Below are 12,486 nucleotides of genomic sequence, written 5' to 3'. Positions count from 1 at the left end.
TTGGTTTTAACCAACGGACTACAATTAAACAGTTATGGGCTTTAGCCAAATCCAGCACCTAGCATTTATTTTAATTCTTCCAAACATCTATGAACTATGAACCATCAACTATAAGCCCTTAACGTATCATCTGTTCAAAAACTCCGGTTATGGAGTGGAAGTTTGACACAAATGGTAAATGTGATTTCAGTTTACCTTCGCTGCTGATCTTCAGCTTATTTAAGGCAACATAACGCAGTGGATCTATCAGGTGGTTCCATTTATCAACAGGTTGATTAATGGTTTTGCCCGATTGATCTACACGCCATTTATAGCGGTTAAGCTCATTGCGTAAGTTGACGCTGTTGCGGGTTACATTTATTTTGTAACGTTTAAGTATGTCGATAGAGTTTTTAACACTATCTGCACCTTTTTTAGCGCCCGTAACATACCATCCCATGCGCTTGAGGTCTTCTATTGATTTTGGTTCGGCGCTATCAGCAATGATCTCCGTTCTTTTACTTACGCCGCAAGCTTTAAGTCTTTCAGCTATATCGGTATTGGTTAAACCGGTTTCATAAAACAGTTCGTTAACCCAGAGCTCGCCATTTTGCCGGTACACCAGCAGGCAGCCGGTTTGATCGTTAGTGAAACCAAAATCGAGGCCGGCAGCAATAAGCTTTGCATCTGGCGGTACCTGTTCGCAGAGATACCAGTTGTTAAATATCAGGCCAGTGATCTTGCCGGTAATGCCACGGGCATATACTTTCCACAATTCTATATCATCTTTCTTTAATGATTCGATCTTATCCCGCATAGATTGATCAAGATAGGGGTTATGCCGGTGATCAGAAATGATCAACTGTACATTGGGTTGTCCTATCAGCTTTTCATGTACCCAAAAGCCGATATTGGGATTGTAGTCAATAAAAATACGTCGTTTGGTACGCAGGGCCAGCTCATGATAAACATCCCAGGTTATACCATTAGCCTCGTTCACAAATAAATAGTCGCGCTTTCCTGATTTGGCGTCCTGGGCATTATCGTAGCTTTTGAATTCGATAATTGAGCCATTAGTAAACTCAAACACCCTGTCGGTTTTATTGAAATTTTTTACCGTGTTCTGTAAAGCTTCGGATTCCTGGTAGATATTTAAGGCATCGCGTAGTGCCCCCGCTTTTAAATTAGGTATATCCTGGGCCACTACGGTTATCACTAATTTGGAGGTCTGGCATGCCAGGCAAAATAGAACTTGTTCAATGGCGTAGGTCTTGCCCGAACTGGTGCCACCCTGGTTCACAATCACCTGGGCATTGGAGAAATAGTTTTGCCCAAAAAGGACCGACCCTCCAAAACCGTTAAATGGAGGCGCATTGATGTCATTCATCATGATGTATAGCGTTAAGATTTTTTTGTTGAAACCCCATCGCCAGAGATGACGGAGAGCTTGTTATGTTAAAAATGCCATTTGGCATAAATGAATTCAAATATACTAATAAATTTCGGATTTTGGATGTTCGATTTCAGATTTTATTTTTGGAGCAAGGAGTAAGAACTTTAAGATTTATTTTTGATTTTGAATAGCGTAAACATTAAATTCAACTTTCCAAATCTGAAAATTCGAAATTAAGATAAATCCGAAATCGAACATCCGAAATCCGAAATCAAAGAATCACTTCCTTTTCACTGCCCACAGGTAGGGGACCGGTGTTTACGATCTGCACTTTGAGGTTATTGTCGGTTTTGGCGGGCTTTTGTACTTCAGGTTTATCATTCCAGCCCAGGGTTTTCAAAGCAAATATAACCCCGGTAGGTGTTTGGTATAAGCGCGACTCATAAGCGGCTTCTAAGCGCAGGCGTCCGCGTTTTAATACATGGGCATGTTTGCCGCTAAGCTCATAAGCCTCAAACTCCTGTTTGCTGCTAAAGCCCAGGAACAGTGCCATGCCCGCGATGGTGGCGGCTACTGGCTCACGATCCCATACTTTTTGTGCTGTTAGGGTGGGATCTTTTCCATTCGCTGGTTTTTGTTCGATATGGGATGTACCCTCAATGTGTTTAAAATACTGATCAATACGGTTGGCTAACACCGCCGCCGATTTTGAATAATAGGTATGAATTTTCATAAATTAATGTTTGAATTGGTGAGCAAGGATCTTTAATCCAAAGAATATGAAATGAATTCCGATTGGAATAATCACAAACAAATATCGGAAATAAATTTATAAAATGCTAACTTTTTTGGTAATTTATTATAAAAGACTGATAAGTAGGTTGATATTTTTTGAACCCCCATCTAATGCCAATACATGGCAAATGGCCATAAAATGTAGGCCAGCCAATGTACTTTATATTTGGAAAGTAAGGATTTATAACGCAAAATTTAGCTGTAACCTTTGTTTGATACCTGTCAAATTAGTTTATTAAACCAACCATTTGGCTTATTATTTTTATTATTGCAGCTGATAACCATTTATCTACCCTGGTACTATCGTAATGCGCCTACAAAAAATACTCGTTCTGATCTTTACTTTGGCAGTTTTCTTTTTCGCTAATGAAAAAGCATATGCGCAGGATAAGCGGTATATTCCTCTGGGGCATCCCAAATTTAAAGATACCCTGATAGTAGCCCATCCGGATACCACTTTTGAAAAGGATATTTTTGATGTTATCAAATCAATATTTGACAAAAATTACAAAGAAAGCAAGGCCGATTCGGTGACCACAAAACCGGTGTTCTCCATTGTGCCCGCGGTAGGTTATACCTTGCAAACAGATCTGGCAGGTACCTTATCTGGCAATGTGGTTTTTAGAACGGCCCCAAATACCCGGATCTCTACCATTACAATCAACCCGGCATATACTCAAAAAAAGCAGGTGATCATTCCCTTGTTGTCGAACATATGGACAAAAAACAACAAGTATGATTTCATTGGCGATTTCAGGTTTTACAAATATCCGCAAAGTACTTATGGCCTGGGAAGCCATTCCAATCTGGCCGATGAAAACCCGCTTGATTATTCATTCTTTCGATTTTCGGAAACGGTATTGAAACAAATATTCGGCAATTTTTATGCTGGTTTGGGTTATATTTTTGATGATCGCTGGAACATGTCTGAGAAGGGACAGTTTAACGGCGGCGTTTCTGATTATAAAAGATACGGGCCTATTACCCGCGCTATTTCAACAGGTATTACATTTAACGCCCTGTTTGATAGCCGCGACAATTCTATAAATCCTTCCCGGGGCTTTTACGCGTCGATGCAGTACCGCGATAATTATTCCTTTCTGGGTAGTACATCTCCCTGGCGTTCTTTAATTATCGATGTACGTAAGTATTATAAGCTTCCGGCGGAGTCTGATAATGTATTGGCTTTTTGGTCATACGATTGGCTGGTGATCAACGGACGCCCCGCCTATCTCGACTTACCAGCTACCGGCTACGATCCCAGTAACACAACGGGCCGGGGATATATCCAGGGACGATTCAGGGGCGCGCAAATGGTTTACCTGGAAAGCGAATACCGTTTTAGGATCACCCGCAACGGATTATTAGGTGGCGTAGCCTTTATCAACGCGCAGTCATTCTCGGCTGCTCCTGGCTCCGGCTTGCAAAGTATTCAGCCTGGTTTTGGCCCCGGTTTGCGAATCAAGCTCAATAAAGTATCCAAAACTAACATCGCTATTGATTATGGCTTCGGCCGCGAAGGTTCCAGGGGCCTGTTCATCAATGTTGGCGAAGTATTTTAGAGATATTATTTACGATTATCTTTTTTATAGATCCGCAAATACAATATTTTTTGCGAGGTTAATAATAATGGTCATTAATTGTAAAAAAATGTTAAATTTTTGTTTAAAGCCATCAAATTGATAAAATTAAAACTATTTATTATTAAATTTAGCCATCTATTAGCCTATGAACAGTATTCGGTTTACTAAATGGTTATTTTCTGCTCTTTTGCTCATCTCGGTGACTATTTCGTCATGCCAGAAAGATGAGAATGTAAAGAGTATGGATTCCACTAAGTCAATCGCCGCTGCCGATAGCGCTTCCACCATGAGCATTACTAATGGCCCTGGTAACTTTTTAGCTGGTAAAGGAACACTAAAGATTACCATTGAAGATTCCACTTATACTTTTGACGCAGCTACAGACTCCGTAGCTTTTATCAATGTACGTAGCGGTGATAGTAAGTATTTTGGCATTACGGCTATAAACAAGGCTCATACCATGAGTTTTGGTATTAGCTCTGTTGGTTTTGCCGCAGCTAATATGAACAGTAAAGTGGCTGGTAGTCAATTTCTTTTCAAATTAGATGACAAGAATCCTGTATTGCAATATACTTTAACTAAATACGGGGGCAAGGATGATTCCGGAAAAATCAGTATTGAAAAGTACAATAATGATAATCTGATAGCTAAGGGAACTTTCTTTACCTTTTTAGCCAAGGACGATAAAGCTAATTCGCCCTTTTACAGGGTGGAGGGTAGTTTTGAACTCCAACTTAAATAATTTAACTCTTCGTAATTTATTGCCGGATTTTTTAATAACCTTTAAATAACTTTCATTGCGTAATTTAAAGGTAAAAAAGACTAACATATCCACTTCTGCTTTACGTTCATGCTCAAAATACGGCTCTTTTTTTGTACCTTTACGGAAATTTTAAGGAGATTAATGAAAGTATTTATAGCAGGGCTTCCTCTAGAAGTAGATGAAGCCGAATTAACAGCTGTTTTTGGTGATTTTGGGCCGGTTAAATCGCTCAGGATCATTAAGGATCGCGAAACAAAAGAGAGTAGGGGTTTTGGCTTTGTAGAAATGGTTAATGATAATGAGGCGAAAGAAGCCATAAGGTGCATGAATGGTGCAAGTTATTATGGTCGCCGTATTACCGTTAATATTGCTGAAGACAAAGGGCCTGGCTTTAATGGCGGTGGTAATAGCACGGCAGGAAAAGGCAGCTTTAAACGTAATTAAGCCAGAAGTAAGAATATTCTTTTTTGATATAAGCCGGAATACTCCGGCTTTTTTTATGCCCCTCCGATTTTATTATCTATACTATTCTTGAGATTAATATGCCTGAATCATTGATGAGCTACTGATATTGAGGGTGTCCAATAAATAATCAAGCCTTAAATTTAACTCGTTAAGCGGTATTTGGCCGCTTTCAAATGCGGTGGTAAGCAGATCTAATTCTGCGGCGATATTGGGCTTTTGAATACTCAAGTCGGCAGTAGTGTTGTTTAACTGTTGCTGATTCTCTAAAACATTAATTTTATATTCAGCAGCAGTAAGTAGGTAGATCTGTTGTACATCACTGGTGTACAGGTGATTGCTTATCTTACTTTCCTGTTGTTTATTAAACGCAACTAAAAGTATTGCAGCAATAATAGCGGTAATTACAAACATCATTACAGGTTCCATCTTCTTAGTTTTATAATTTAGGTGACTGTAGCGGGAGGCTATCAGTAATTTATTAAATAAATATATGGGTATTATATCTTACTTATTACTGCAATGTTGATAAATCGAACAAATGTTGATAAGTATTTAATTTTTCCTCTTAGTTAAAAAAAACAAACATGTTTTTGTGTTCAGATGGGTTTTTGTACAGGCCTGGCTAACTTGCTTTTTGGGAGACAGAATATTCGCTTTTATAGTTTTAAAGGTATTTAAAGTCGTTTTTCATAACAATAAAATCTCAGCCCGGGTCTAAAACTCAGATCGATTTCACCAGCATAGATATAACCCAGTTTAGGAAATAGCTTTTGAGTAGCCTGGTTGCTGGTATTGGTGTCGATGCGTAATGTTTTTATATTCCGGCGTATGGCTTCGTTCTCGGCTTGTTGTAATAAGGTAGCGGCTATGCCCAATCCTTGATATTGAGGGCTCACAGCAAGGCGATGCGTAACTATGGCAGCCTCTGTAATATCCCAGCCAACTTTGGCGTATTCAGGCTCCTGATCCGTCGTTATTGCGGCAATGCCTGCAATTTGCTCTTCAATCTCCACTACCCAGAGTTGATCCTTACTAATATCATCAGTAAATACGGCAATATTAGGGTAGTGATCGTCCCATTGAAGATTTCCGGATGCTATCATAACAGGTACAACTTCGACAATAAGTTGCATGATCTGGGGGATATCATTTAATGTGGCCAGGCGGATGAGCATATGAATATATTTTTAGTATAATGAATGCCAAGTTATAAAATAGAATAGGGTTTAAATCAACATGCAGTTAGTATGCCTTTAAGCTATGTGCTTATTATTACAGGCTGTAGATGATGCTGGAGAGAAAGACGTAGCTATTCCTTTTAACTATCGATAAGGTTTGTGTTGTTTGAGTTTCAGCTGTATGATAACAACCCATATCATAAACAGGAGTATGGCATAAAAAGCTATATTCTGTAACTTATTGCCAACGCTGAGTTGGTAATTAATGAAATGTAGGATTTTAACCAGCATGTTAATTGCAGTGAGTTGAAATTAATAGGTTTTATTTGGTTGTTTTACAATGGTTTATGATTTCAAAAATAGTGATTTTATATTTTAATACACAAGCTTTTATGCCAGGATCAATACAATGCGATAAGTCTGTAACGGTTGGAGGCATGATAATCATCTCAATGTTCCTATATTTACTATTGAACGGCAAATAATCAATTAAGTGTATAAACTATGACCCTCGTGGAATTTTTAAAATGGCTTAAACGAGAGTCGGAGGATATCGAAAGGTTGAACGCGCGTAATTATTTTACCCATTTAGAACAGCTATTTAAAGTAATAGCATATGATGGCGCACGTTTAGATAAGAAACATGCCCTTATGATCACAACCTACCTGCAATATATTGCTAATACCAAACGCGACGAATTTAGGGATGATCTGTCTAAAAGCGATTTAGGAGAGGTACTGGAAAGCATAAAAACAGATCTGGATTGCATGATCTTTCGAATTGAGCAAGGAAACAAGCCGCTTGTTTAAGCGTGTAGTATAAAATACCATAAGCCCACCAGGCAATGGCGGACTTATGGTGTACACATCAGTGGTTGTGTTTTTTATGGATGTCTTTTACCAGGCACAATTTTTTAATGTCGGCTATTTTAATGATAAAGGGAGCATATTTAAGCCGGTTTCCTATCATTTCTGTGGTATTATCCGAGTGGGCAACTACTTCTTCAGGACTATCGCCAACCAATAATCTTTTATACATACGGTATTCGCCCCATTCAATATAGTATACTTCGCCCGGTAGTATTTTTTTATCGTGTATTACCTTTAAAGCTACCCAACAGCCATTTTCCAGGTAAGGGTACATAGAATGTCCCCAAACCGGCAATGCGAAATCGCAATCTTCAATTCCAGGGAAGTTCATGCGGCCAACTGGCATGGAATCATTAATGTCATTGTAAACCTCTACCCCCGAGGCGGTAGCCGAGATCTCGTACATTGGGATGCCTTCTTCTGTTCTTTTTTCTGTATTTTTTTCTTGAATTGTATCTGTTTTTGCTCCTGAAATAAACTCTGCATATTTTTCTTTAAATATTCTGAGTTTTTCTGGATCTATATTTTGCCTGCTCTTTATTATTTCGGTAATAGAGCTTGGTGAGTTAAAACCAAGAACCTCGGATAACTGAGCGTTCCCCAGGAATGCTTTTCCTTTAAGTTGGTTATAAAGTATGATAAACTCCAGAGTTTCCGGGCGAATAGTTTTGATCTTGTTGGCTTTTGGGGTATCATTCATGTTGATAACTTTTTAAAGATTATTCTTGATTAAAGTAAAGATTATTCTGTATATTTGTCTTGTTGATTTCACTAAAGTACTACATTTTTTTTCAATGGCAAATATATTTAATAAAGAAATTAAAGAATATTTATTACAGAAAAACGTGGAGTAGAAATCAACATCAAGAATACCCAGCCCGTACACAAATTTTTTACCATGCATATAGCCTACTCCGCCATTCAAAAACAAGATGAACAAGACCAACAAAATGCCGCCATTTATTCCGGTAATGAACAAGTTATACGATACCAGGCTTATATAGAGACGTGTGCAAAGTATAGTAAAGAAATAGCGGCTATACAGCAATATATGCCCGGTTGGACCCCGGCTTTCAGATAGCACATCTGCCTAAAAAAACACCCTATTCAGTAAATAAAAACAATACAATGATAAAAATCGCACAAAAACTAAAAGATCAATTATGGTGGCTTATTATATCTGTAGATTACGATTATAGCCGGATTGCCATTGCAGACCACGACTTAAACGACGACACGCTTACGCTTTGGCTGGAAGATAAACAGGATTACAAAAATTCACTGGACGAATGTCTGCAGGTTGATATTAAGGCACGTGAGTTTGCTAAAATATTAAAGGCAGAGGGCCTGAACAGTTATGAAGGCAGTAAAATGCACCCAACCAAAAACTTTGTATATAAAGCACGTATTGAAATAAGTGCTCCATTGAAATGGTATCAGAATGATGCCGCCATAATTGAGCAGCAATGGGCCCGTGAAGCTGTTTTGAAAACTATGCTAACACAGCTGGTTGAAACTGAGGCTGCCCGCATTTATGATTAAGCAAATTTTTGTGCATTTTATTATGCCAAATGGAATTATAATCATAATTTATAAAAACGTCTGAGGCAGGGATATTATCCCTGCCTCAGACGTTTTTGGCTTAAATAGATATGAATTAGGCGCAGCAGGGATCTGTTACTTCACCTTAATCTGCTGTTTTTCTTCTTGTTCCGCCTCTACTAATTCCTCAACCTCGCTGATCGCCTCGGCGGGTTGACTGGCATAGTTCAATTTACGGAAACGCCATTGGGCAAAAGCAGGCTCCTGGAAACGATTGATCAGCTTAAAAAATTTGGGGAAATTGTGTACCTCATCCAGCAATACCCCGGTTACTATGCCATTATTATCCAGTATTTCGCGGATGGTATATTCTTTATCTTTGGTTATCCAGATCTCAAAATCCCTTCTTATTTCTTCGCTTTTTTCAGGATCGATCCTGTCATTTATGCAAATTACCTTGTCTCCTGGTTTCATGATATATATACTATTTGAGCTGAGCTTTATTGTATCCACAGCCATTATACACTACAAAGTACCGCTTTTTAAATCGGAATTGAAAAAACATCGCCAATAATTCTCCGGTTATTGGGCTGAGTTGTATGTCATAAACTTTGTATTTGCCGAATTTATGAGCCATAAGTAACCTATTCGGTAAAAACGTCGTAATAACATTATATATAAATGTTTGGAGGCAATGAGTTTATTTTATTTTTTTCTGATTATAGGTTCGGTGGCAGTTTATCTTATTTTGAGATTTGATAAACAACAACGTCGTAAGCAAAGAGCACTTTTAAAGCAAACAAATGATGTTCAGCCATTATTGCTTATGCAAAGTTTAGGGCAAAAGCTTAACCGGTTAAATGAGGCATTAATCCAAAATTCAACCAAAAGTGAAATAGGTGACCAGCTAAAAAAACTAAGTACCGATTACAACTGCGGCCGAATCAGTATTCAGGTATATAATAACCAACTTAATGAATTACTGTACAGGGTAGAGGGGTGATGATTTATGACCCCGTTATGTATTGATTAGGATAGTGATGGCAAAGCGTAAATAAATATTTGCCAAATGAACAAATTGTTTATTATTGCAGTTGTATATGTCTGATGAAGCAATAATAAAGCGGTTAAAAGTAATTGTAAAGGAGCACGGCGGGCAACTAGGCCTTGCAGGTGCTATAGGGGTTGACCAGGGTTTTATCAGTAAAGTGATCAATCAAAAACAGGATATCAGTTATTATTTGATCCGTAAGCTTTGTTTCCAACTTAAATACTCACCGGAGTGGCTTATTTTGGGTACTGGTGAAAAAAAAATAGACAAGCCTGAATCAGCCAAACTGATCACCGAGATCCAAATGATGCGTACCGAGGTTGATATTTTACATGCCCGCATGCGTGCTTACGAAATGGAGATCAAAGATCTGCGCGATCAGTTGCATTTGGATAAAAAAGCCGGATAGTTGAACGTTAAAAAACTTGAAATAATAAAAGGCCATCCCATTACAGGATGGCCTTTTATGTATACTCTTTAAATTTTTACCGGCAATAACGGCTCGCTATGATCGAAGCTTTTTTTAAACCCAGTTCAATAGCTTTGTTAAAATCGGTGCAGGCTTGTGGTTTTTGGTTGAGCGCGATTTTTGTAAGCCCCATTTGTAAATAAGCCCCGGCATATTTGGGGTTTAGAGTGATGGCTGTAACGCAATCGCCGAGCGAGCCTGCTGCATCATTAAGGCTGAGTTTTAATTCGGCCAAATCGGTATAAACATAGGCGCCATCACCAAATTTTAAGGCATTGTCAAAATCATCGGTCGAGCCTTGTTCATCGCCCAGTTTATTTTTGGCGATGCTGCTATGCGCATAAGCTTTGGCGTTCTTGTTATTAATATAGGCGGCGTTATGAAAATCATCCACGGCACCAGCATAATCCTTTAAGGCTAATTTAACATCACCTCTGAATAAAAAGGTTTCGTCATTTGAATAAATGGATACGGCTTTATCCAGATCGGCCAGGGCTGCTTTATAGTTTTTTAACCGGGCCTGAATATGTCCGCGGTTTTGGTATACCACTGCTGATGAATCAGAAGTAGAGTCAATTTTTATAGCCGCGCTAAAGTCGGCCAGAGCCCCGCTGTTGTCCTGAAAGTCGGCACGATTAAGACCGCGTTTTAGCAAAATGGCAATGTTTTTAGGATTTTTAACAATACCTGCATCATAATCGGCCATGGCACCCTGTATATCGCCGGTGGCGGCTTTTGCTTCCCCCCTGAAAAGGTAAAAGTTTGAGTTTGCCGGGTTTAAGCTAATGGCAGTTGTAAATAGCGATACACCTTTTGTAGTGTATTTGAAAAAATCAGTCACCCGGCCCAAGCGTGTATAAACATCCTGGCGTTGCGGCGAAATCGTTAGGAGCTTTTCAAAATCCTTTACAGCTCCGGCCTGATCATTTATCTTATCTTTTTCGATACCACGGTTTAAATAGGCATACGTATAATTAGGGTTTACCTGTATAGCTGTTGTATAATCACGAATAGCCGCTTGCCTGTTACCCAGGTTACGGTAAGCATCGCCACGCACTAAATATGCCTCATCGCTTTTATTATTGATATTGATGGCTTGTGTAAGATCGGCTATTACGCCGGCGGTATCTTTTAAAGCCATTTTTGCCTTGCTACGACTTATATATGCTTTTAAGCTTTTTGGGTTTAATATAATTGCGCTGTCGGCGTCTGATTTGGCTCCCTCACCATCATTGAGCTCGAGCTTAACAGATGAGCGATTTTGATAAGCATCCGGATTTTTAGGATCAAGTGTTATAGAATGATCAAGGTCGTCCATAGCACCATTATAATCTTTCAGATTGCTCCTTACGAGCCCCCGGTATAAATACACATCGGCCCTGTTTGGGTATTGGCTAACGGCTTTATTAAAATAATCAAGCGCCCCTTTACTATCGCCCATGTTATTTTCGGCATTGGCCAGGTAAAAGAACAGGTTTTTGAGATTAGGATTAAGAGCTGCCGCTTTTTTATAATCGTCAACCGCACCTTTATAATCACCCAGATTTCCTTTGGTGTTTGCCCGGTACAAATATGCCTCAGCATTTTGAGGGTTAGAAGTTAACGCCATAGTATAATCGGCCACAGCTCCGCTATAATCATTTGTGCTCGCTTTGGAGTCCGCACGGTATCTGTATAAGTCACCTTTTTGAGGATTAAATTTTATAGCTGTATTATAATCATTAATAGCCCCGGTAAAATCGCCTTTGTTGTTTTTAGCCAGACCTCTATATTCATATAATTCGGCGTTGTTTGGGCTAAGTTTTAATGCAAAGGAGAAATCTGAAATAGCAGCTGCATAATCCTGGAGATTTGATTTGGCACTACCGCGATATTGGTACATTTTCGCATTCTGTGGCTCAAGGGAAATGGCTTTGTTAAAATCATCAATGGCATTGTGGTAATTGCCAATGCTGCTTTCGGAATTGGCCTTATAATAATACGCAGTCGCGAAATTTGGCCGCAGACTTATAGTTTTAGCATAATCGGCAATCGCAGCTTCATCATTTTTAAGATTACCATAAGCATTTGCGCGATAAAAATAGGCCTCACTGTTACTATCATTAAGTTGGATGGCCTTGGTAAATTCCTGTATGGCGGCATTATAATCTTTTGCATTAGCCCTGGCATTTCCATTTTGTATATATGTACTTGCCGTTTGGGCAAATGTGCTTAAAGGAAATAGGATAAGGAGTAAAATTTTTTTCATTTATGAATACTGGTTTGCGAGTTTCAGTAAAACCAATAGAAATATAACAAAGGCCATACCGAAAATAAAACGTCTTAAATTTACGCTGAATAATGATTTACTAAGGTATGGCAATAAAAATTGGGGTATAAAAACCCCATAATCAATTTT

At 38.8% G+C, this 12,486-nt stretch carries 14 protein-coding genes; 7 read left to right on the top strand and 7 right to left on the bottom strand.

All coding sequences use genetic code 11. The annotated features are described in order from the left end of the window. Positions 1-118 precede the first annotated feature (118 nt). Positions 119-1,369, bottom strand: a complete 1,251-nt coding sequence (locus BLR84_RS06895) for a PBSX family phage terminase large subunit (RefSeq protein ID WP_090466347.1) — start codon at positions 1,367-1,369, stop codon at positions 119-121. A 274-nt stretch (positions 1,370-1,643) separates the two neighbouring features. After that, a complete protein-coding gene (locus BLR84_RS06890) occupies positions 1,644-2,105 on the bottom strand; it encodes a terminase small subunit (RefSeq protein WP_090466345.1) in 462 nt (153 codons plus the stop codon). 370 nt (positions 2,106-2,475) lie between these two features. On the opposite strand from BLR84_RS06890, the gene BLR84_RS06885 reads away from it, so the two are divergent. The 3 genes from BLR84_RS06885 to BLR84_RS06875 all read left to right on the top strand — a co-directional run bounded on the left by BLR84_RS06885 (position 2,476) and on the right by BLR84_RS06875 (position 4,957). After that, on the top strand, positions 2,476-3,729 hold the full coding sequence (locus tag BLR84_RS06885) for a BamA/TamA family outer membrane protein (protein WP_090466343.1): 1,254 nt from the start codon (positions 2,476-2,478) through the stop codon (positions 3,727-3,729). Positions 3,730-3,895: 166 nt separating this feature from the next. Further along, a complete protein-coding gene (locus BLR84_RS06880) occupies positions 3,896-4,492 on the top strand; it encodes a hypothetical protein (protein ID WP_090466341.1) in 597 nt (198 codons plus the stop codon). Between the two features lie 162 nt (positions 4,493-4,654). After that, positions 4,655-4,957, top strand: coding sequence for an RNA recognition motif domain-containing protein (locus BLR84_RS06875; RefSeq protein WP_090466339.1), 303 nt, complete (start codon positions 4,655-4,657; stop codon positions 4,955-4,957). 93 nt (positions 4,958-5,050) lie between these two features. On the opposite strand, the gene BLR84_RS06870 is transcribed toward BLR84_RS06875, so the two are convergent. Together BLR84_RS06870 and BLR84_RS06865 are read right to left on the bottom strand one after the other, a co-directional pair. Continuing rightward, entirely contained in the window at positions 5,051-5,404 is a 354-nt protein-coding gene (locus BLR84_RS06870) for a DUF2489 domain-containing protein (protein ID WP_090466338.1), read from the bottom strand. A 248-nt stretch (positions 5,405-5,652) separates the two neighbouring features. Beyond that, positions 5,653-6,153, bottom strand: coding sequence for a GNAT family N-acetyltransferase (locus tag BLR84_RS06865; protein WP_090466336.1), 501 nt, complete (start codon positions 6,151-6,153; stop codon positions 5,653-5,655). Positions 6,154-6,660: 507 nt separating this feature from the next. Here BLR84_RS06865 and BLR84_RS06860 point away from each other — a divergent pair. Further along, on the top strand, positions 6,661-6,966 hold the full coding sequence (locus BLR84_RS06860) for a hypothetical protein (protein ID WP_090466334.1): 306 nt from the start codon (positions 6,661-6,663) through the stop codon (positions 6,964-6,966). 58 nt (positions 6,967-7,024) lie between these two features. On the opposite strand, the gene BLR84_RS06855 is transcribed toward BLR84_RS06860, so the two are convergent. Beyond that, positions 7,025-7,726 (bottom strand): S24 family peptidase, encoded by a 702-nt coding sequence (locus BLR84_RS06855; protein ID WP_090466332.1) that lies wholly within the window; start codon positions 7,724-7,726, stop codon positions 7,025-7,027. A gap of 198 nt (positions 7,727-7,924) precedes the next feature. On the opposite strand from BLR84_RS06855, the gene BLR84_RS06845 reads away from it, so the two are divergent. Then, positions 7,925-8,107, top strand: a complete 183-nt coding sequence (locus tag BLR84_RS06845; RefSeq protein WP_090466328.1) for a hypothetical protein — start codon at positions 7,925-7,927, stop codon at positions 8,105-8,107. 47 nt (positions 8,108-8,154) lie between these two features. Further along, positions 8,155-8,568, top strand: a complete 414-nt coding sequence (locus BLR84_RS06840) for a hypothetical protein (RefSeq protein WP_090466326.1) — start codon at positions 8,155-8,157, stop codon at positions 8,566-8,568. Positions 8,569-8,703: 135 nt separating this feature from the next. Here BLR84_RS06840 and BLR84_RS06835 read toward each other — a convergent pair whose 3' ends face one another. Further along, entirely contained in the window at positions 8,704-9,042 is a 339-nt protein-coding gene (locus BLR84_RS06835; RefSeq protein WP_143013850.1) for a hypothetical protein, read from the bottom strand. Between the two features lie 626 nt (positions 9,043-9,668). Here BLR84_RS06835 and BLR84_RS06825 point away from each other — a divergent pair. Next, positions 9,669-10,028: a helix-turn-helix domain-containing protein gene (locus BLR84_RS06825; RefSeq protein ID WP_090466318.1), complete on the top strand. Its 360-nt coding sequence runs from the start codon at positions 9,669-9,671 to the stop codon at positions 10,026-10,028. A 76-nt stretch (positions 10,029-10,104) separates the two neighbouring features. On the opposite strand, the gene BLR84_RS06820 is transcribed toward BLR84_RS06825, so the two are convergent. Next, positions 10,105-12,336, bottom strand: coding sequence for a tetratricopeptide repeat protein (locus BLR84_RS06820; RefSeq protein ID WP_090466317.1), 2,232 nt, complete (start codon positions 12,334-12,336; stop codon positions 10,105-10,107). Positions 12,337-12,486 lie beyond the last annotated feature (150 nt).

Origin of the sequence: Mucilaginibacter sp. OK268, assembly GCF_900103125.1 — a bacterium.
GTDB lineage: Bacteria > Bacteroidota > Bacteroidia > Sphingobacteriales > Sphingobacteriaceae > Mucilaginibacter.
Note: the sequence above shows the minus strand (reverse complement) of the source record. Positions and strands in the feature narration are given on the sequence as shown.